The 18,734-nt window shown below is 72.6% G+C and carries 18 protein-coding genes and 1 riboswitch; of the genes, 6 read left to right on the plus strand and 12 right to left on the minus strand.

The annotated features are described in order from the left end of the window. Positions 1–10 precede the first annotated feature (10 nt). Positions 11–1,399, minus strand: coding sequence for an aminotransferase (locus J3A75_RS08180; RefSeq protein WP_012317851.1), 1,389 nt, complete (start codon positions 1,397–1,399; stop codon positions 11–13). A gap of 146 nt (positions 1,400–1,545) precedes the next feature. On the opposite strand from J3A75_RS08180, the gene J3A75_RS08185 reads away from it, so the two are divergent. Beyond that, the gene (locus tag J3A75_RS08185) at positions 1,546–2,079 is read left to right on the plus strand and encodes a hypothetical protein (protein WP_012317852.1); all 534 of its coding nucleotides are present in this window, start codon (positions 1,546–1,548) and stop codon (positions 2,077–2,079) included. 44 nt (positions 2,080–2,123) lie between these two features. Here the strand turns inward: J3A75_RS08185 and J3A75_RS08190 are convergent, their stop codons facing one another. Continuing rightward, positions 2,124–2,384, minus strand: a complete 261-nt coding sequence (locus tag J3A75_RS08190; protein WP_012317853.1) for a DUF6894 family protein — start codon at positions 2,382–2,384, stop codon at positions 2,124–2,126. 198 nt (positions 2,385–2,582) lie between these two features. Between J3A75_RS08190 and J3A75_RS08195 the strand changes: the two genes are divergently transcribed. After that, a complete protein-coding gene (locus tag J3A75_RS08195) occupies positions 2,583–3,068 on the plus strand; it encodes a glutathione peroxidase (RefSeq protein WP_024830932.1) in 486 nt (161 codons plus the stop codon). A gap of 12 nt (positions 3,069–3,080) precedes the next feature. On the opposite strand, the gene J3A75_RS08200 is transcribed toward J3A75_RS08195, so the two are convergent. The 4 genes from J3A75_RS08200 to J3A75_RS08215 all read right to left on the minus strand — a co-directional run bounded on the left by J3A75_RS08200 (position 3,081) and on the right by J3A75_RS08215 (position 5,481). Continuing rightward, positions 3,081–3,416 carry a hypothetical protein gene (locus J3A75_RS08200; RefSeq protein ID WP_209650963.1) on the minus strand — a complete coding sequence of 112 codons (336 nt, stop codon included), beginning with the start codon at positions 3,414–3,416 and terminating at the stop codon, positions 3,081–3,083. A gap of 122 nt (positions 3,417–3,538) precedes the next feature. Further along, on the minus strand, positions 3,539–4,330 hold the full coding sequence (locus J3A75_RS08205) for an ATP12 family chaperone protein (RefSeq protein ID WP_209649950.1): 792 nt from the start codon (positions 4,328–4,330) through the stop codon (positions 3,539–3,541). 46 nt (positions 4,331–4,376) lie between these two features. Next, positions 4,377–5,042, minus strand: coding sequence for an HAD-IA family hydrolase (locus tag J3A75_RS08210; RefSeq protein WP_024830931.1), 666 nt, complete (start codon positions 5,040–5,042; stop codon positions 4,377–4,379). Positions 5,043–5,100: 58 nt separating this feature from the next. Beyond that, positions 5,101–5,481, minus strand: a complete 381-nt coding sequence (locus J3A75_RS08215; protein WP_012317858.1) for a hypothetical protein — start codon at positions 5,479–5,481, stop codon at positions 5,101–5,103. Between the two features lie 198 nt (positions 5,482–5,679). Between J3A75_RS08215 and J3A75_RS08220 the strand changes: the two genes are divergently transcribed. Beyond that, positions 5,680–6,393 carry an alpha/beta fold hydrolase gene (locus J3A75_RS08220; protein ID WP_024830930.1) on the plus strand — a complete coding sequence of 238 codons (714 nt, stop codon included), beginning with the start codon at positions 5,680–5,682 and terminating at the stop codon, positions 6,391–6,393. On the opposite strand, the gene J3A75_RS08225 is transcribed toward J3A75_RS08220, so the two are convergent. Further along, positions 6,360–7,775, minus strand: a complete 1,416-nt coding sequence (locus J3A75_RS08225) for an RluA family pseudouridine synthase (RefSeq protein WP_012317860.1) — start codon at positions 7,773–7,775, stop codon at positions 6,360–6,362. The genes J3A75_RS08220 and J3A75_RS08225 overlap by 34 nt on opposite strands. A gap of 142 nt (positions 7,776–7,917) precedes the next feature. Beyond that, positions 7,918–8,352: an NUDIX hydrolase gene (locus tag J3A75_RS08230; protein ID WP_012317861.1), complete on the minus strand. Its 435-nt coding sequence runs from the start codon at positions 8,350–8,352 to the stop codon at positions 7,918–7,920. 137 nt (positions 8,353–8,489) lie between these two features. Further along, a riboswitch (cobalamin riboswitch) is annotated at positions 8,490–8,683 on the plus strand. Between the two features lie 284 nt (positions 8,684–8,967). On the opposite strand from J3A75_RS08230, the gene J3A75_RS08235 reads away from it, so the two are divergent. Next, positions 8,968–11,151 (plus strand): TonB-dependent receptor, encoded by a 2,184-nt coding sequence (locus tag J3A75_RS08235; protein ID WP_029360178.1) that lies wholly within the window; start codon positions 8,968–8,970, stop codon positions 11,149–11,151. After that, complete coding sequence (locus J3A75_RS08240; protein WP_209649952.1) at positions 11,145–12,614, plus strand: PepSY domain-containing protein; 1,470 nt, start codon at positions 11,145–11,147, stop codon at positions 12,612–12,614. Before J3A75_RS08235 ends, J3A75_RS08240 begins: the two co-directional genes overlap by 7 nt. Positions 12,615–12,638: 24 nt before the next feature. Here J3A75_RS08240 and J3A75_RS08245 read toward each other — a convergent pair whose 3' ends face one another. Continuing rightward, on the minus strand, positions 12,639–14,783 hold the full coding sequence (locus tag J3A75_RS08245) for a TonB-dependent receptor (protein WP_012317864.1): 2,145 nt from the start codon (positions 14,781–14,783) through the stop codon (positions 12,639–12,641). Positions 14,784–14,968: 185 nt separating this feature from the next. Between J3A75_RS08245 and zigA the strand changes: the two genes are divergently transcribed. Continuing rightward, positions 14,969–16,189, plus strand: a complete 1,221-nt coding sequence (zigA, locus tag J3A75_RS08250) for a zinc metallochaperone GTPase ZigA (protein ID WP_053620723.1) — start codon at positions 14,969–14,971, stop codon at positions 16,187–16,189. Between the two features lie 9 nt (positions 16,190–16,198). On the opposite strand, the gene J3A75_RS08255 is transcribed toward zigA, so the two are convergent. The 3 genes from J3A75_RS08255 to J3A75_RS08265 all read right to left on the minus strand — a co-directional run bounded on the left by J3A75_RS08255 (position 16,199) and on the right by J3A75_RS08265 (position 18,699). Next, a complete protein-coding gene (locus tag J3A75_RS08255; RefSeq protein ID WP_012317866.1) occupies positions 16,199–16,825 on the minus strand; it encodes a MarR family winged helix-turn-helix transcriptional regulator in 627 nt (208 codons plus the stop codon). An 84-nt stretch (positions 16,826–16,909) separates the two neighbouring features. Then, positions 16,910–17,299: a response regulator gene (locus tag J3A75_RS08260; protein ID WP_012317867.1), complete on the minus strand. Its 390-nt coding sequence runs from the start codon at positions 17,297–17,299 to the stop codon at positions 16,910–16,912. A gap of 134 nt (positions 17,300–17,433) precedes the next feature. Then, the gene (locus tag J3A75_RS08265; RefSeq protein ID WP_053620722.1) at positions 17,434–18,699 is read right to left on the minus strand and encodes an adenosylmethionine--8-amino-7-oxononanoate transaminase; all 1,266 of its coding nucleotides are present in this window, start codon (positions 18,697–18,699) and stop codon (positions 17,434–17,436) included. Positions 18,700–18,734 lie beyond the last annotated feature (35 nt).

The following is an 18,734-nucleotide window of genomic DNA, read 5'->3' on the forward strand; positions in this document are numbered from 1 at the left end:
GGGGCGGTCCTCAGCCCGGCATCGCCTCCAGCCCCTCGGCGCGGATCCAGTCGCGGGTGCGGTCCAGCGCGCGGCCGAGCCGGTCGAACAGGGCGTCGATCTCGTCCGGCGCGATGATGAGCGGCGGGCAGACGGCGACGCGGTCCCCCGCGAGCGCGCGCACGATCAGCCCCTCGCCCTGCGCGAAGGCGACGCAGCGGGCGGCCACCCCCTTCTTCGGGTCGTACTGCCGCTTGGTGGCCTTGTCGGCGACGATCTCCAGGCCGCCGATCAGCCCGAGCCCGCCCGCCTCGCCCACGATGTCGTGCCCGGCGAGGGCCGCGAGACGGCGCTGGAACTGGGGCGCCTTCTCGGCCGCCCCCTCGATCACCCGCTCGCGGCGGTAGATCTCGATCGCCTTCAGCGCCACCGCGGCGGCCACCGGGTGCCCGGAATAGGTGGTGCCGTGGCCGAAGGTGCCGATCTTCTCGCTCTGTCCGATCAGCGCCTCGTAGAGGGGCTCGTCGATGCTGACGCCGCCGAGCGGCATGTAGGCCGAGGTCAGGGCCTTGGCGAAGGAGATGGAGTCGGGCCGGGCCCCCACCGCCTCGCTGCCGAACCACGTGCCGAGCCGGCCGAAGCCGCAGATCACCTCGTCGGCGATGAAGCGGACGTCGTACTTCGCCAGCACCGCCTGGATCGCCGAGAAGTAGCCCCGCGGCGGCACGATCGCGCCGCCCGCGCCCATCACCGGCTCGGCGATGAAGGCCGCGACGGTGTCGGGGCCCTCGCGCAGGATCGTCTCCTCCAGCTCGGCGGCGAGGCGCGCCGAGTAGGCCTCCTCGCTCTCGCCCGGCTCCGCGCCCCGGTAGTGGTGCGCGGGCGAGACGTGCAGGAAGCCCGGCAGCGGCAGGTCCCAGTCGGCGTGGTTCGCCGCGAGCCCGGTCATCGAGGCGCTGGCTACCGTGACGCCGTGGTAGCCCTTCTGGCGGGCGATGATCTTCTTCTTCTTCGGCCGGCCCAGGGCGTTGTTGTAGTACCAAGTCAGCTTGACCTGCGTGTCGTTGGCCTCCGACCCCGAGGAGGTGAAGAAGATCTTCGAGGTCGGGACCGGCATCAGCTCCTTGAGCGTCTCGGCGAGCTCGATACCCGGATCGTGGCTGCGGCCGGAGAACAGGTGCGTGAAAGGCAGGCGCGCCATCTGCGCCCGGGCCGCCTCCACGAGCTCCGCGTTCGAGTAGCCGAGGGCCGTGCACCACAGGCCGGACATGCCCTCGATGTAGGAGCGCCCCTCGGTGTCGTAGACGTGCACGCCCTCGCCGCGCTCGAGAACCAGCGGGCCCGTCTGTCGGTGCGCCGACAGGTTGGTGTAGGGATGCAGGAGGGTTTCGACGTCGCGGGTCGCGAGGTTCGAGAGCATGGTTCGCAAGGTCCTCGTGCGCGGGTGACCGCCGCCACACTACCGACCCGATGCCCCGGCAGGTAGCCCACAGGATCCGCGTCCGGCCGTTGCCGCACGCATGCCGTCAGACCGCCCCCAGCACCGCCCCTCGCCGCGCCCGACCGATGCTCAACCCGGAAGCCTACGTCGCACAACCCGCCCCCGGCCGCGCCTGCGGCGCCTGCACGCTGTGCTGCAAGGTCTACGACGTGCCCGCGGTCGAGAGCGTCGCGGGCACGTGGTGCCGGCACACCAGGGCCGGCCAGGGCTGCGCCATCCACGCCACCCGCCCGGACCATTGCCGGGCGTTCCACTGCCTCTGGATGACCGAGGGCTGGCTCGGCCCGGAATGGAAGCCGGATCGCGCCAAGATGGTGCTGAGCCTCGACCCGCTCACCCGCAACATGAACGTGCAGGTCGATCCCGGACAGGCCGGCGCGTGGCGGCGCGAGCCCTATTACGGCCAGCTCAAGCGCTGGGCCGTGGCCTCGGTGCCCCTGCGGCGGCACGTGCTGGTCCACGTCAACAAGAGCACCACCGTCATCCTGCCCGACCGCGACGTCGGCCTCGGGATCGTCGGCGCCGACGAGCGCATCGTCACCACCGACCGGATGACGCCCCAGGGCCCGAGCTTCGACGTCCGGAAAGTGCCGGCCTGAACCGGCCGACGGCCGACCGGCAGGGCTCGGGGATCCGGGCCGGCTCAGCGCTCGGTGCCGGAGTGCCGCCGCATGACCGGGGATTCGACCACCAGGAACGTCATCTGGAACAGGATCAGCCCCGTCTGGTCCGTCACCTCGATCCGCCAATCCTCGCCGAGGGCGACGCGCTGGGCGTCCTGCTTCAGGATGTCGCCGGCGCGCCGGACGGCTTCCAGCCGGGCGGATTGCCAGTCCGGCAGGTCCGTCCCCGCGGTGTCCAGGATCGTGGATCCGTCGTGGATGTGGAAGTGGTAGCGCGGCATCCACACGTCCCGGGCGGGTCCAGGCGGGGGATGACGGTACCCCTCACTCGCGGCCCTGCCGAGTCTCGTCGCCGCGATTGACGGACCTGTTACGCCACGCGCGCCCGATCGACCATATACGGCGTTAGGATCGCGGCCGACGCGATGTCGCGACGCGCGCGCCTTGCGGTTCCGGCCGGTTTGCCCGAGTGATCCGGCATGACGACCGTTCACGATTTCAGCGTCTCCGCGGCCGACGGAACACCGTACCCGCTCGCGCAGCATCGCGGTCAGGTGCTGCTCATCGTGAACACGGCCTCACGCTGCGGCTTCACCCCGCAGTACGAGGGGCTCGAGGCGCTCTGGCGCCGGCACCGGGAAGCGGGCCTGACAGTCCTGGGCTTCCCCTGCAACCAGTTCGGCGCGCAGGAACCGGGCGACGCCGCCGAGATCGCGAGCTTCTGCGCCCTGCGCTACGACGTGAGCTTCCCGGTGCTCGCCAAGATCGCGGTGAACGGGTCGGGAGCCGATCCGCTCTACGCCCATCTTACCCGGGCCCGGACAGGCCTGTTCGGCACGCGGGCGGTGAAGTGGAACTTCACCAAATTCCTGGTGGGGCGCGACGGCCGGGTCATCGCCCGGTTCGCCCCCGGGACGAAGCCCGCGGCCCTGGAGGCGAAGATCCAGGCCGCCCTGGCCGCCTGAGCCGCGCCGGCGTCAGACCGCGTCGATATCCGCGGCCGCGGCGGAGGCGACGCGGCACGCGTCGCCCCGTTCACGCGCGCGCAGCACCGTCCGCAGCGGCGCGATCGGGAACGGACGCACCGACTCGCGCAGGATCCCGGTCAGGAACCGGATCTCGGCGATCTTGCGCAAGGTCATGTCGGGCGCTCCCGCGCTCTGAGCACGGCGCTCAAGATCCGACAGGGCGTCGAAGAGAGCGCACCGCGCGTCGAGATCCCGGGAAGACTGCTTCGTCGCGATCAAACTAGCCAGTTCGCCTTCAAAACTGCATCGGGCAGGCTGATCGGCACGCATCATCGACTCGAACACAATGTGCGTCGACCCTAAAACAGTGTTCGCACTTTGTCAGCAGCCCGCGCGGGGCGGGCGTCGCGAATGCGGGGTTGTTGCCCAATTGCATCTGCGCGACGGCCCCGGCCGGCGGCCCGGTCTCAGTCGCCGGCCCCGACGAACGCGGCGGCCGCCTCGAACTCCGTCCGGCGCGCTTCGAGGCGGGCCTCCGCCTCGGCGTCGCGCCCCCAGACGGCGGCCTGGTAGGTCTCGTCGACATGGGCCGCGGCCCAGGCCTCGGCCGGCGTCAGACGGCCCTTGAGAACCGCCAGGGCGATCAACAGGGAGCCGGTCAGCGTCGTGAGCGTGTGCAGGCCCGCCATCTGGAACGGGTCGGTCACCGCGTTCACCGCCTCGGAGAGGGCCCGGATCGTGTCGGCCGGCTGCGCGACGTGCATGACGCCCTCGCTCAGGATCACCCGCGCACCGAACGCGTCCCGCGCCCAGGCGAGGATGGGATCCCAGGCCTCCGCCTGGGCCGCCACGAGGCGCTCCGGGTCGCCGGCGCGGTAGGCCAGGAGATCGGTACCCGCGTAGGCGCAGAGATCGGCCGCGACCTCGGCCAGGCGGGGCGTCACACCGTCGATCGCCGTGTTGGCGAGCCGGGTCAGCGGCATCCGCGCCGGGTCGATCGCGGTGTCCTGGGCGCCCCATTCCGCCGCGACACGCTCGGCCAGGATCCGGCTGGGGAGTCTCAGCGGGTTGCGGGCCGGCGTGTTGGCCGGACGTCCGTCCAGGGTCAGCCGGTACCCGCCCTGGTCCTCGGCGACGGCGGCCTCGTCGTAGAACCGCCGGGGCAGGGCCGGCTTGGCGTGGCCGCGGGCTGCCCGCACCGGATCGGGCTTCTCACCGTCGCTCGGCTGCCCGAGCCAGTCTGTCGTCTGATCGCTCATGGAGGCGAGATAGGCGCTTCCGGCCCCGCGCGCGAGCCTCTCGCGATCAGGCGCCCGTCGCGAGCCCCTCCAGAAGCAGCGCCTCCAGCGCCGCGGCGCTCGGGACCACCGTCACGGCCCCGGCCCCGTAGAGCGCGTCCGGAGGATGGTAGCCCCAGGCGACCCCGATCGCGGTGGCGCCGGCCGCCACGCCCATGGCGATGTCGAAGGTGGTGTCGCCGACCATCACGGTGGCCTCGGGCTCGCAGCCGGCCTCGCGGATCGCCTGCTGCAGCATGGTCGGATCCGGCTTCGACGGCGCGTCGTCGGCGCTCTGGGTGGTGGCGAACCAGCCCGCCCAGCCGTGATGCGCGATCAGCCGGTCGACACCGCGCCGCGACTTCCCGGTGGCGAGGCCGATCAGCACGTCGGAGCGCCCGCGCAGCCGGGTGAGCAGGTCGGCCATGCCGGGGAACAGGGGCTCCTCGTGCGCGGGGTCGAGCCGCAGGCGGTTGTAGGCCTGCTTGTAGCTCTCCGAGAGTTCCGCGACCGGGCCGTCCTCGCCGACCAGGCGCCGGAACGCCTGCGGCAGCGACAGGCCGACCACCGACAGGGCCTCCCGCCGCCCCGGTGCCGGCAGACCGTTCTCCGCGAAAGCCACCTCCTGGGCCGCCACGATCAGGTGCTGGCTGTCGACGAGGGTGCCGTCGACGTCGAAGACGACGAGCCTCATCGCGGCCGACGTGCCGAGAGCCGCCCCGACGGCGCGGGTGGGTAGATCCTGGTCTCCGTCACGGCTTCCGGCCCGGCTGTGCCGGCGCGGCCGCGGCGGGCTGCCCGCCGGGGACGCGGGTCCGCTCGTAGCCGAGCCGGCAGCGGATCAGGAAGCGCCGGCGCTTGCCGCCGCGCAACCCGCGCTGGTGCGAGGCGCGGTTGCAGGCCGCGTAGGAGCGCCGCCGGCGCTCCGCGCGGGCATTGTTGGCCGTCCGCGGGGCGGCCTGCGCGGGCGCCGCGCCCGGTGCGGGCGAGGCGGCCGGATGCGGGGCCGCCGTCTCGGGCGGGTGAGTGCCGTTCGCCGCCGGCGCCGCCTTGGTCGTCTCGCCCGGTGCGGCATGCGCGATCGGCCCGGTGAGGCACAGGGCGGCGAGGCAGGCCAGCATCGCGAGCTTCATGTGTCAGGGTCTCGAACCGCCGGGAAAACGCCCCGCGGCGGATCGGCGGGGCGCGGGGCAGCATATGAGGCGGCGCGGCCGGTTGCCAAGGCATGCGTCACGCGGGACCTCCGGATCGCGCCCCGGTTTCACAAACATGCCGCGGCGCGGCAGGGCGCGCGGGACGGTTATTGCGGTGACGAAAAAGGTGATCCGGTGATGAACCTCGTCCTGCTGCCCGGCTTCATGACCGATACCGACCTCTGGTCGGACATCGTCGCGCGTCTCGCCGAGGTCGGCCCGATCGCGCACGGCGACCTCGCGCGGGACGCCGCCATCGCCGACATGGCGCGCCGCGTCGCCGCGGAGGCGCCCGCGCGCTTCGGGCTCGTCGGCTTCTCCATGGGCGGCTACGTCGCCCGGGCGGTCGCCCGGCTCGTGCCGGACCGGGTGGAGGCGCTCGTCCTCGTCGCCACCTCGTCGCGCGCCGACACGCTCGCCCAGGCGCGCCGGAAGGCCGCCGCCGTCGCCCATATCCGCCAGCAGGGCTACCGGGGCCTCAGCCGCGCGGCGATCGTCCAGTCGGTGCACCCGGACCGGGCCGGCGACGGCGCGCTCCTGACACGGATCCGGCAGATGGGCGACCGGCTCGGCGGGGAGGTCTTCCTGCGCCAGGCCGGGCAGGCGCGGGACTCCGACCGCGACCGCCTCGGCGCGATCGGATGCCCGACCCTGGTCGTGGCGGCGGCCCAGGACGCCCTGCGGAGCCTCGACGAGGCGCGGGAGCTCCGGGACGGCATCCCGGGCGCGACCCTGACGGTGATCGACGGGTCGGGCCACATGCTGCCGCTCGAAGCCCCCGACGCCCTGGCGGACGCGATCGTGCCCTGGCTGCGGGCTCAGGCCTCCGGGGCTTCGACGATCGGGTCGTAGCGGGCGGCGTCGAAGCCCAGGAGGTTCCAGCTCTGGGCCATGTGGGGCGGGAGCGGCGCGCTCACGTCGACCGGCTTGCCGGTGCGCGGATGCGGGATGACGATCCGCCGGGCGAGCAGGTGGAGGCGGTTCTGGATGCCGCCCGGCAGCTCCCAGTTCTCCACCGAGAAGTATTTCGGGTCGCCCACGATCGGGTGGCCGATATGGGCCGCGTGGGCGCGCAGCTGGTGCGTGCGGCCGGTGACCGGCTTGAACGACAGCCAGGACAGCTTCTGGGCGGCCTGATCGACCATCGCGTAGTAGGTCAGCGCGTGGCTCGCACCCTCGTCGCCGTGCTTGGCGACCCGCATCCGCGCGTCGGCGTCCGTGGGTTCCTCCTTGGCGAGGTAGGTCGAGACGCGCCCCTGCCGCACCCGGGGAACGCCCGCGGTGAGCGCCCAGTAGATCTTCCGCGCCGCCCGGGACCGGAAGCTCTTAGCCAGCGTCGCGGCGGCGAGCCGGGTCTTGGCGATGATCAGGCAGCCGGCCGTATCCTTGTCCAGCCGGTGGACGAGGCGCGGCTTCTGGCCGTCCGGACCCGTGAGGGCGGCGAGCAGGCCGTCCACGTGGCGGACCGTCCCCGAACCGCCCTGGACCGCGAGGCCGAAGGGCTTGTTGAGGATCATCATGTCGGCGTCCTCGTAGAGGATCAGCGACCGGATGAACGCCGCGTCGTCCTGCTCGCGGGCGGCGCTGCGCGGCCGCTCGGTAGGCTGGTCCAGGCGCAGCGGCGGCACGCGCACGCTCATGCCCGGCTCCAGCCGGTCGTTCGGCTTGGCGCGCTTGCCGTCGACCCGCAATTCGCCCTTGCGCACGATGGTCTGCACGCGGGTGAAGGGCAGGAGCGGGAAGCGGGCGGTGAGGAAGCGGTCGATCCGCATCCCGGCCTCGTCCGGCTCGACCGTCAGGGTCTGCACGCCGGAGGCGAGGGTCGCGGAGGCGGCGGCGCGCTGCTCGCGCCGGGTCGGACCGGGCGCGGGGGCGGCGGCAAGGGCGGGGGAGGGGGCCGCCGAGCGCCTGGCCGGAGGCCGGCTGCCGGGCTTGGCCGCGGCGGCGTCCCGCGGTGCGTCGTCGCGCGGTGCGGCGGCGTCGCGGCGCGGCTTCGGGGGCCGGGCCGGCGCGGAGACCGCAGCGCCCTGCGATCCCCAGGGATCGCGGGTGCCGGCATCCTCGCCGCGGTTGCGGGCCGCGCGCTCGGCGGCGTCGCGGGCGCTGGTGCGCGGGCCCGTGCGGGCGCGGCCGTCGGCCTGGGCCTTGCCGCCCCTGAACTTGCCCGCATCGAACTTGCCGGCCTGGGGCTTGCGCCCCTTCGGCCCGCCGCTTCTGGGAGGTCGTGTCGTCATGCTTCCGCCGGCACCCGTCTTCGCGTCGGACGGAGCGTCCGGGCGCGTGGGCCGCGGCGTCGCGGACGTCCGGACCGATGGGATTGCCCGGCTGTAGCATCGCCCGCGCCGAGCGGCAAAGGCGGTGGGCCGGCTCGGTCCGTCAGGGCTCCGCGTCCCACGCGTCGCGGAGCCGGGCCTTCAGGCCTGCGGGGAAGAGATCCGGACCGCCCGGGACGTCGAGCCCGTCCAGATCGCACCACCGGGCCACGCAGGCGGTGCCGGAATCCTCGTGGAAGACGAAGCGCTCCGGCCCGTCGAACAGCCCCGGCGGCAGGGCGACGGGGAACAGGAACAGCACCTCGTGCCCGACCTGCCCCTCGTGCGTGAAGATGTTCTCCATGACGCGGGGGCCGCCGAGCACCGAGACGGTGACGCCGAGTTCCTCCCGGAACTCCCGGATCAGGGCGTCCTCGACCCGCTCGCCGAAGGCGACGCTGCCGCCGAGGGGCCGGACGCCTTTCAGGCGCCCGTCATCCGCGCGGACCTCCGCCACGAGCAGGCTGTTGCCGCGCCGGGGCAGGCCCAGCGCCTTCACGCGAATCTCCGCAGGGGGCCGCCAGACCGTCATCCCGCACCGGCTAGCCCGTCGTCGGCGAGGCCGCAACGGCTCGGTGCCCCGCGCGCCGATCCACGGCAACAACCGGACACACGGTTGACGCCCGGGCCCGCTACGGCCAAGCTGTGCTCGACGGTTCCCCTCGGGGATCAAAAGGGAACGCGGTGAGGGGTTCGCCCCGAAGCCGCGGCTGCCCCCGCAACTGTGAGCGGCGAGCCCTTCACCACCACGTCACTGGGTCACCCCGGGAAGACGGTGCGAGGGCGGCGACCCGCGAGCCAGGAGACCTGCCGTCAGCCGTGGTCACACGCGAAACGCGCCGGGCGGGGTGTCCTGGCGGGTGTCGAGGCGCCGCCAGTCCCGAGGGGAGGCGGTCGCCGAGGCCTCGTTCGCGGTGACGTGCCACAGCAAGCGCGCCCGCGACGCCGTTTCCCATGCCCGTCTCCGCCGCCTCGAGACCCTCGAGCCCTGTCCCGGGACGCCGTCGCGCGCCCGCACAGGCTGAGCCATCCGGACGGCCGATGCGTTGTAATGTTATTACAATGCGTGTACGACGCGGGGGCCGGCGCGCGCCGTGCACGGACCGCTTCTCCCATGTCATTCTCGACCTATCGCTCCCGCCTCGGCGGGCGGGCCCCGCTCTGCGGCGTTCTCCTCGCGCTCCTCGCCGGCCCGACCGCCGCCCAGGAGGCGGTCACCCTGGATGAGCTGTCCGTCGCGGGCGCGGGCGGCGACCCGAGCCGCCTCCCGCCGAACGGCCTCAACCTGCGCACGCCCGACCGGACCGCGAGTCGCCTCGGCCTGACGCCGCTGGAGACGCCGGCCAGCCTCGACATCGTGTCGGGCGAGACCGCGCGGCTCCGCGGACAGGATACGATCGCCGAGGCCGTGACCCAGGACGCGACCGGCATCACCACCATCGCGGCGCCCGGCAACGGCAACGGCGCGTTCACGTCCCGCGGCTTCGCCGGGCCGAACTCGATCCAGCAGCTCTACGACGGCACGCGCTTCTACGTCGGCGCCAACACCGTGACCTTCCCGTTCGACACGTGGAACGTCGAGCGGATCGAGGTGCTGCGCGGGCCGTCCTCGGTGCTCTACGGCGACGGCGCCATCGGCGGCGTCATCAACGTGGTGCCCAAGAAGCCGGTCTTCGTGCCGGTCAACGCCGCCCGCGCGGTCATCGGCACCGACGGGGTCGCGCGCCTCGCCCTCGATTCCGGCGGCCCGCTGGGCCAGGCGGAGTACGGCGACACCTTCGCGTACCGCCTCAACGTCAGCGGCAACCGCGCCGACGGCTGGATCCGGCCGGAGGGCGATTTCCGCAACCTCGCGGTCTCCGCCGCCCTGCTGTTCCGGCCGAGCGCCGACCTCGCGTTCACGCTGAGCCACGATCTCGGCTACCAGGAGCCCGCCCGCTACTGGGGCACGCCGCTCGTCGCGGGACGGATCCCGGACCTCATACGGTTCAACAACTACAACGTCCGCGACGCGAAGATCACCTGGGCCGACAACTGGACCCAGCTCAAGACCGAGTGGTCCCCCTCGGCCGACATCACGATCCGCAACACCGCTTACCGGCTCACCAGCCGGCGCCACTGGCTCGACGTCGAGCAGTACAGCTACAACCGCGGCACCGGGCTCGTGGACCGGGGCGACTACCTGGAGATCTACCACAGCCAGGAGCAGGTCGGAGACCGCCTCGACGCGACGTTCCGCGGGAGCCTGTTCGGGCTGCCGAACCAGTTCGTGGCCGGGTTCGACGTGAACCACATCGATTTCCGCCACACCAACAACTTCTACTTCGACCAGACCACCAGCGTGCCGCTCACCGGCTACGATCCGGGCCTGTTCCCGCAGAACGGGCGGGCCCGTCCGGCCTACGCCACGCAGACGAGCCAGGCCTCGGTCTTCGCCGAGGACCGGCTGATCCTGTCGGACAAGCTCTCGTTCCTCACCGGCGTGCGCCTCGACGTGCCGACGCTCAATCGGGAAGACCTGCAGACGGGATCGCGGTTCGAGAGGACCTACCGGGCGCTCGGCTACCGGTTCGGCCTCGTCTACAACCCGACGCCGGACAGCGCGCTCTACGCCCAGTACAGCTTCGCCACCGACCCGGTGAACAGCCTGATCACGCTGTCGCAGTCGCTGGCCGGCTTCAAGCTCGCGACCGGCGATCAGGTCGAGATCGGCGCCAAGGGTCTGGCCTTCGACGGCGCCCTGGAATGGACCGTCGCGGGCTACCGGATCGTCAAGGACAACCTGATCTCGGCGATCCCCGGACAGCCGACGCTCTCGACGCAGGTCGGGAGCCAGTCCTCGCAGGGTTTCGAGCTGGCGCTCGGCTGGCGCTTCGCGCCGGGCTGGCGCCTCGACGGCAACCTCGCGCTCCTGCACGCGCAGTACGACCGGTTCGACCAGACGGTGAACGGCGCCACGGTCTCGTATGCCGGCAACCAGCCGATCGACGTGCCGGAGCGCGTGGCCAACCTCTGGCTGACCTGGGACGTCACCCGCGACTGGACCGCGCGGGTCGGGCTGCAGAACGTCGGGCAGGTCTACAGCGACTTCGGCAACACGGCGCGGCGCCCGGCCTACAACCTCGTCAACGCGGTCCTGGACCATCAGGTGACGGCGGATTCGCGCCTGTCCGTGCGGGTCTACAACCTGTTCGACAAGGTCTACGCGATCTCGGGCAACGCGGTGAACGGGGTCGGCACCAACTGGCTGCTCGGGCGCCCGCGCTCGGTCGAGGTCGCCTACACGGTGACGTGGTGAGCCGGCCGCGGCGGTTCGGCAAGGCGGGACGGCGCTGGCTGCTCCTGTTCCACCGCTGGGCCGGGATCGTCGCGGGGCTGTTCTTCGCCCTGTGGATCGGATCCGGGCTGGTGATGCTCTACGTGCCGTTCCCGGCACTCACCGGGGCCGAGCGGCTGTCACGGCTCGCCCCGATCGCCTGGGATCAGGTCACGGTCGCGCCCGAGGCGGCGCTGCGGGCCGGCGGGCTCGGCGGCGCGCCGGCCGCCTTCGCGTTGGAGATGCGGGGCGGCGAGGCGGTCTACCGGATCGCCGACCGCGACGGCGCCCGGGCCACGGTCTCGGCGCGGACCGGTGCGCGGCTCGGCCCGGTGACGCCCGAAGACGCGCTGCGTCTCGCGACCGACGGGATCCCGGACGGGGCTCCGGATGCTCGGGTCGCGCCGGTCGAGCGCGACCAGTGGACCGTCACGGCCCGGTACGACCCGCTCCGCCCCTTCCTGAAGGTCGCCCTCGGGAACCCGGCAGGGACCGAGCTCTACGTCTCGCAGGTCACCGGCGCGATCGCCCTCGACACGACCCGGTCCGAGCGGGCGTGGAACTGGGTCGGCGCCGTGGTGCACTGGATCTACCTCACGCCGCTGCGCGCCCGGGCCGAGCTGTGGCGGACGGTCCTGCTGTGGCTGTCGGGCTTCGCCGCCCTGGGCGCGCTGAGCGGGCTGGCGATCGGGATCTGGCGCCTGCGACTCCGGCGGCGCTACGCGGGCGGGGCGGTCACGCCCTATCGCGGGCTCGCCCGCTTCCACCACCTGTTCGGCCTCGCCGGCGGGATCGGGCTCAGCACCTTCATCCTCAGCGGCTGGATCTCGATGAACCCGAACCGCTGGTTCTCGTCGACCGCGGCGCCCGCCGCCATCCGCGCCGCCTACGCCGGACAGCCGCCGGCCCTCGGCCTCGCCGCCGAGGCTCTCAGCGGCTTCGCCGGACCCGGGACTCGGGTGCTGCGCTTCGTTGCCATCGGCGGCTCGTGGTGGATCGTCGCCGACGGCCCGGCCGGCGTCCCGGCGCGCCGCGCGGATGACGGCGCGGCCCTCGACGCGGCCGCGATCGCGCGGGCCGCCGGCCCGGCGCTGCCCGGCGGCTTGCGGGCGGTCGCGGACCTGAGCGCCTACGATCTCTACTGGTACCCGCACGGGTCCGATCCGCGCCCGCTGCCGGTGCTGCGCCTGCGGTTCGGCGACCCGGACGCCACCTGGCTGCACGTCGATCCCCGGGACGGGAGCATCCTCCAGCGCCTGGACCGCTCGGGCCGGATCAACCGTTGGCTGTTCGACGCCGCGCACCGCCTCGACCTGCCCGGGCTCACCGGCAGCCGCCCGCTCCACGACGCGGCGCAGTGGCTCCTGAACCTCCCGGCGGCCGGCATCGCCCTGACGGGGCTAGTCGCGGGCTCGCGCAGGCTGCGCCGGACCCTCTCGGCATAGGACCTTCGATGACCGACGCGGCGCTCAGAACCGCGCCGTCAGGAACAGGCGCACGTTCCGTCCCGGCAGCAGGATCTCGTCCTTCTTGAACGAGGTCGAATTGCGGATGTCGTCGTTCAGCAGGTTGCGGCCCTGGACGCCGAGGGTGATCGCGCTCGCCCCGTAGACCGCGGGATCGACGGCCTTGGTGTAGCTCAGCTCGGCGCGCAGGTCGTCGTAGCCGGGGGTCGGCGTCTCGTACACGGCCGTGGCGTCGTGGCTGAAGGCGTGGAGCAGGTTCACCCGCGCGAACCACCCGTCGGCCCGCAGGTAGACGCCGCCGCCGAGCCGGTAGGGCGGGATGCGCGGCACGTTGGTGCCGTTGTCGAACTGGGCGCGGACGAAGTCGAACTGCGCCTCGACGCCGGCGAAGCCGTTGCCCACCGGCACGAGGTCGTACTGGCCGATGATCTCGGCGCCGTAGAAGGTCGCGTTCTGCTGCTGGTAGACGATCTGCCGGTTGTCGGTGCCGGTGCCGCAGGACGCGAAGTCGTCGTCGCAGGTCAGGCCTGTGTAGTTGCGGTAGATGAAGCCGGTGTAGCGGGTGAAGTAGCCGGTGGCGTCGAGGCGGAACGGCCCCTCGGCCCGCCGGATGCTGGCCTCGATGGTCCGGGCGCGCTCCTTCTTGAGGTTCGGGTTGCCGATCTCGAAGGTCGCGGTGGCGTCGTGCGGGCCCTGCGAGAACAGCTCGTAGCCCGTGGGCCCGCGCTCGACGTAGGAGCCGGTGAGGCTCGCCACGAAGCCGTAGGGCAGGTCCTGCAGGGCGCCGATGCTGGCGCTCTTCGGGGCGAAGCGCCGGGTCCGCGCGTACTGGAACGGCTCCTGCCCGTCGATCGGCACGTAGTCGGCGGGGAACTGCGCCGCCGTGCTCGACAGCCGGTCGACCTCGTAGCGCCCGGCCGCCTGCAGCCGCGTGCCCGGCTGCAGCTCCAGCTCCTCGAACAGGTAGACCGCGTTCGCGCGGGATTCCGTCTTCGGCAGGAACGATTCGAGCTGCGTGTTGATCACGCGCCGATCCGACTGGAAGCCGAGCGCGCCCGTGAGCTTGCCGAACTCGGTGAAGACCGGGACGTGCTGGAGCTCCAAGCGGCCCTCGGCCTCGCGGTTCTTGAAGATCGCCTGGACGCCCTCGATCCCGTCGTCGCCGATCCCGACCTCGTTGTGGCGGTAGACCGAGTAGCCCGCCCAGTAGCGGATCACCTCGAAGGGTCCGTCGAGCGGGCGGTACTCGCCCCGCGACAGGACGCGGTCCTGGTTGGGGGTCAGGCGGGTCCGGTCCTGCTCGGCAACGCCGCCGGGGATCGCGTAGACCGCGTCGTAGTGGCTGAAGGAGATGCCCACGAACCCGCGGTCGCCGATCGCCGAGATGCCGACCGCGCCGCCCTGCGACTCGTTGTAGGAATTGCGCTGGATCCCGCCGGGGATCGCGTAGCTGTCGTTCGCGGTCTTGAAGCCGTCGGCATGGACCGCGATGCCGTCGCCGCCGGCATCCACCGTGGCGGCACCGAGCCGGCCGTTATCCACGCTGGAGAAGCCGCTGGTGACCTGGCCCTGCACCCCGTTCGCCGGGATGAAGGTCGGCACCCGGTTGTTGTCGGCCGAGACGACGCCGCCGATGGCCCCCGAGCCGTAGCGCAGGGTCGCGGGGCCGCGGATCACCTCGATCCGGTCGGCGACCAGCGGGTTGACCGGCACGGCGTGGTCCTCGCCGAGGTCGGACACGCCGCCGTTGACGATGCCGTTCTCCTGGATCCGCACCCGGGCATTGTCGAGGCCGCGGATGATCGGCCGGGACGCCGCCCCCGGCGCGTAGGTCGTGCCCGAGATGCCCGGCCTGTCGAACAGGGCGTCGCCCAGGGTCCGGGGCTGATCGCGCGCGATCTGATCCTGGGTCACCACCGTCACCGGTGAGAACGTGTTGGTCGCCACCGGAAGGACGCCGATCGGCACCGCCGCGTCCGCCGCGACCGCGCCGCGCGACGGCTGGATCGGGCTCGGACTGGTGACGCTGATCTCGTCGAGGGCGACGGCCTGCTGCGCCCGCAAGGCGGACGGTGTCAGGAGGCCGGCGCAGACAGTCGAGGACAGGACCGTGCTGGCGAGGAAGCCGAAGCGGCGCGAGGGAGGCATCGAGACTCACACAGTGTTATATCGTTTCATTGTTGCGGCGCGTCGCCCGGGTGCAAGCGTTAATCCCGCGCGCGCCGGACACGGTCGAGAAACGTTACATCGTTGCAACAGCCGCTCGTTCCGTGCGGCAGGTCGGCCCCTTAACCCAGGTTGACTATGAAATGTTATAACGTTTTGATAGCGTCATGACCCAGCGCGATACCCGCCTTCCCGTCACCGTTCTGTCCGGCTTCCTCGGAGCCGGGAAGACGACGCTCCTCAATCACGTGCTCAACAATCGCGACGGCCGCCGCGTCGCGGTGATCGTCAACGACATGAGCGAGGTGAACATCGATGCCGACCTGGTCCGCGCCGGAGGCGCCGACCTGTCCCGGACCGACGAGACCCTGGTCGAGATGACCAACGGCTGCATCTGCTGCACCCTGCGCGACGACCTGCTCGCCGAGGTCCGGCGGCTGTCGGAGACGGGGCGGTTCGACTACCTGCTGATCGAGGGGACCGGCATCGCCGAGCCGCTGCCGATCGCCTCGACCTTCTCGTTCCGGGATGAGGCCGGCCGCTCCCTCGCGGATCTCGCCCGGCTCGACACGATGGTCACGGTGGTCGACGCGGTGAACCTGCTCAAGGATTACGGCTCGGCCGCCTTCCTGCGCGAGCGCGGCGAGACGGCCGGCGCCGAGGACACGCGCACGCTCGTGGACCTGCTCGTGGAGCAGATCGAGTTCGCCGACGTGGTGGTGATCAACAAGGCGCGCGACGTGTCGGCCGAGCATCTCGCGCTGGTGCGCTCCGTCGTGCGCGGCCTGAACGCCGATGCCCGCATCCTCGAGACCGACCACGGGCGCGCGCCGCTCGCCGATATCCTCGACACCGGCCTGTTCGACGAGGACAGGGCCCAGCAGCACCCGCTCTGGTTCAAGGAACTCTACGGCGCCCACGAGCACGTGCCGGAGACGGAGGAGTACGGCATCGCCTCCTTCGTCTACCGGGCCCGGCGGCCCTTCGACCCGGAGCGCTTCAACGCCTTCGTCAACGCCACCTGGCCGGGCCTGATCCGCGCGAAGGGCCACTTCTGGCTCGCGACCCGGCCCGACTGGGTGGGCGAGTTCTCCCTGGCGGGCGCCGTGGCCCGGGTCTCGGCGATGGGGTTCTGGTGGTCGGCCGTGCCGCGGCGGCGCTGGCCGGAGGCGCCCGAGTTCCGGACGCGGCTCCAGGACGTCTGGAGCGAGGTCTGGGGCGACCGGCGCCAGGAACTGGTGTTCATCGGCGCCGGCATGGACGCGGCGGCCCTCACGGCGGCGCTGGACGCCTGCCTGATCGAGACCGGTGCGGACCGGGAGCCGTTCGATCCCGCGCCCTATCGCGGCCTGCCGGACCCGTTCCCGGCGTGGCGCCGCGCGGCCTGAGGCCGGCGGTCAGGTCGCCAGCGCCTCGGCCTCGTCCTCGGCTTCGATCTCGGCGTCTGCCTCGGTCGTCTGACCGGAGGCGCCGGCCGCCTCGGCGAGGCCGCGGGCCGCCTTCCGCAGAAGCTTCCGGAGCCGGCGGCGATCGGTCTTGTCGAGGTGGTCGAGCAGCTCGGCCTCGACCTCCTCCTGGATCCGCTCGATGGCCTCGGCCTTGGCCATGCCGGCCTCCGTGAGCTGGACCCGGACCACGCGGCCGTCGCCCGATTCGGCCCGGCGCTCGACGATGCCGAGGGCGGCGAGCCGCGTGACGGTCTTGGAGGCGGTGGGCGGTCGGACGCGCAGCAGGGCGGCGAGATCGCCCATCGTCATCGTGCCGGCCGCGGCCAGCGCCTGCACCACCTGTTCCTGGCCGGCGAACAGGCCGAGCTTGGCCAAGCGGTCGCCGGTCCGCGCCCGGTGCAGGCGCGCCGCCTGGACCAGGGCCCAGCCGACGCTGCGCACGCCGGGTGGCCTCAGCTTCTTCGACGGGAGGCCGAGCACGGCGGCCGCCTCGTCCCGATGATCGCGCTTCTGCTTGTCGCCCACCGGAGCGCCCGAATTAGTGCCGGCGGCCGCCGGACGATCCTGAATCTGCACCGTCCACCCCCATCAAGCGGCCGCCCAGGTCCCTGTGGCGACGACCGGTGACGGTGGGATGACGGGGCCGGCGCGGAGGTCCGCTCAGCAGTGCATGAGACGCTGGAGACGGTCCAGGATGTCCTCGCCGGTGCAGGGCCGGGCGATGAACTCGGCGTGCTTGGGCATGCGGGCCGGGTCGGGGGCCGCGCGCCCGGACACGATCAGGATCGGCAATTGCGGCCGCGCCTCGGCCACGGAACTCGCGAGGTCGAAGCCGTCGGTCTTTCCCGAGAGCTGCACGTCCGTGACCAGCCCGCAGATGTCCGGGCGCGCCTGCAGGATGCTGAGCGCCCGCTCGGCCGAGGCGCACTGGACGGTGTCGTAGCCGCCTTCCTCCAGCACGTCGCCGAGGTCCATGATGGTCAGCGCCTCGTCCTCGACGAGGAGGATTACCGGCCGGTCGCCGCTCGAACCCGTCTGCTCGCTCGCCACTGTGTACTCCCTTCGGCAGCGCCCGGCCGCGCGGGCCGCCGCACGCATCTCCAGCCGTAGGCCCAACGGCAGAAACGGTCCCGGGTTGCAGGCCGGCGCCAGGGCCGGTCACGGGAATGTGGAACGCGCGGGCGTCATGTCGATCCCGGCGCCAGCTCGGTCACCACCCCGGCGACGGCCTCGATCAGCCGGTCGAGATCCACCGCGTCGATCGTGAGGGCGGGGGTGAGGTAGACGATGTCGCCGAACGGCCGCACCCAGACGCCGCGGGCGAGCAGCTCCGCCTTCAGGACGGCCAGGTCGGGCGCCCGCGCGAACTGCACCGCCCCGATGGCCCCGAGGACGCGGACATCCGCCACGCCGGGCACGCGCCGCAGCGGCGCCAGCCCCGCGGCGAGGCGCTCCGCGATGGCGCGGGCCTGGCTCAGGCGCGGCTCGGTCTCGAACAGGTCGAGGCTGGCGTTGGCCGCCGCGCAGGCGAGGGGATTGGCCATGAAGGTCGGGCCGTGCATCAGCGCCGCCGCCGGATCCTCGGACCAGAACGCCGCGAACACCTCCGTGCGGGCGACCGTGGCGGCCAGCGCCATCGTGCCGCCCGTGAGCGCCTTCGACAGGCACAGGATGTCGGGCACGATCCCCGCCTGCTCGCAGGCGAACAGGGTGCCGGTGCGCCCGAAGCCGGTGAAGATCTCGTCGGCGATCAGCGGCAGGCCGTGGCGGCGCGCCAGCCCGGCGATCGTCGCGAGCACCTCCGGCGGGTGGGTCCGCATCCCGCCGGCCCCCTGCACCAGCGGCTCGACGATCACCGCCGCCAGGGTGTCGCGATAAGCCGCCAGGGCGGCGTCGAGCGCCGCGGTCTCGGCCGCGCCCCGCGGCAGGTCGCAGAAGATCTGGCTCGGCAGGTAGGCTCCGAACCGGCGGTGCATGCCCTCCTCGGGGTCGCAGACGGACATCGCCCCCATCGTGTCGCCGTGGTAGCCGCCGCGGAACGCGAGGACCTTCGTCCGACCGCTCACCCCGCGGTTGATCCACATCTGCGCCGCCATCTTGAGCGCGACCTCCACGGCGACCGAGCCCGAATCGCTGAGGAAGACGTGGTCGAGATCGCCCGGCAGCAGGGCGGCGAGCCGCCGGGCCAGTGCCTCCGCCGGCGCGTGGGTGAGGCCGCCGAACATCACGTGGGGCATGCGCGCGAGCTGCTCGGCCACCGCGCCCGCTATGTGCGGGTGATTGTAGCCGTGCACGGCGGTCCACCAGGAAGCGATGCCGTCCACGAGCTCGCGACCGTCGGCGAGGCGGATGCGGGTGCCGTGGGTCGCGACCGCCTCCAGGGGCGCCGCCGCGTGTCGCATCTGGGTGTAGGGCCGCCAGAGATGGCCTGCGGGCGTCGCGAGGGTCATGCCTCCGGCATGGGGGCGCCTCGGACGAGGGTCAA

It is taken from the genome of Methylobacterium sp. PvP105 (genome assembly GCF_017876975.1).
Taxonomy (GTDB): domain Bacteria; phylum Pseudomonadota; class Alphaproteobacteria; order Rhizobiales; family Beijerinckiaceae; genus Methylobacterium; species Methylobacterium radiotolerans.

Excerpts from the sequence above, each read along its gene's own strand:
- J3A75_RS08180 (WP_012317851.1), bottom strand. The coding sequence starts at position 1,399 with ATGCTCTCGAACCTCGCGACCCGCGACGTCGAAACCCTCCTGCATCCC.
- J3A75_RS08185 (WP_012317852.1), top strand. The coding sequence starts at position 1,546 with ATGCTCAACCCGGAAGCCTACGTCGCACAACCCGCCCCCGGCCGCGCC.
- J3A75_RS08190 (WP_012317853.1), bottom strand. The coding sequence starts at position 2,384 with ATGCCGCGCTACCACTTCCACATCCACGACGGATCCACGATCCTGGAC.
- J3A75_RS08195 (WP_024830932.1), top strand. The coding sequence starts at position 2,583 with ATGACGACCGTTCACGATTTCAGCGTCTCCGCGGCCGACGGAACACCG.
- J3A75_RS08205 (WP_209649950.1), bottom strand. The coding sequence starts at position 4,330 with ATGAGCGATCAGACGACAGACTGGCTCGGGCAGCCGAGCGACGGTGAG.
- J3A75_RS08210 (WP_024830931.1), bottom strand. The coding sequence starts at position 5,042 with ATGAGGCTCGTCGTCTTCGACGTCGACGGCACCCTCGTCGACAGCCAG.
- J3A75_RS08215 (WP_012317858.1), bottom strand. The coding sequence starts at position 5,481 with ATGAAGCTCGCGATGCTGGCCTGCCTCGCCGCCCTGTGCCTCACCGGG.
- J3A75_RS08220 (WP_024830930.1), top strand. The coding sequence starts at position 5,680 with ATGAACCTCGTCCTGCTGCCCGGCTTCATGACCGATACCGACCTCTGG.
- J3A75_RS08225 (WP_012317860.1), bottom strand. The coding sequence starts at position 7,775 with ATGACGACACGACCTCCCAGAAGCGGCGGGCCGAAGGGGCGCAAGCCC.
- J3A75_RS08235 (WP_029360178.1), top strand. The coding sequence starts at position 8,968 with ATGTCATTCTCGACCTATCGCTCCCGCCTCGGCGGGCGGGCCCCGCTC.
- J3A75_RS08245 (WP_012317864.1), bottom strand. The coding sequence starts at position 14,783 with ATGCCTCCCTCGCGCCGCTTCGGCTTCCTCGCCAGCACGGTCCTGTCC.
- zigA (WP_053620723.1), top strand. The coding sequence starts at position 14,969 with ATGACCCAGCGCGATACCCGCCTTCCCGTCACCGTTCTGTCCGGCTTC.
- J3A75_RS08265 (WP_053620722.1), bottom strand. The coding sequence starts at position 18,699 with ATGACCCTCGCGACGCCCGCAGGCCATCTCTGGCGGCCCTACACCCAG.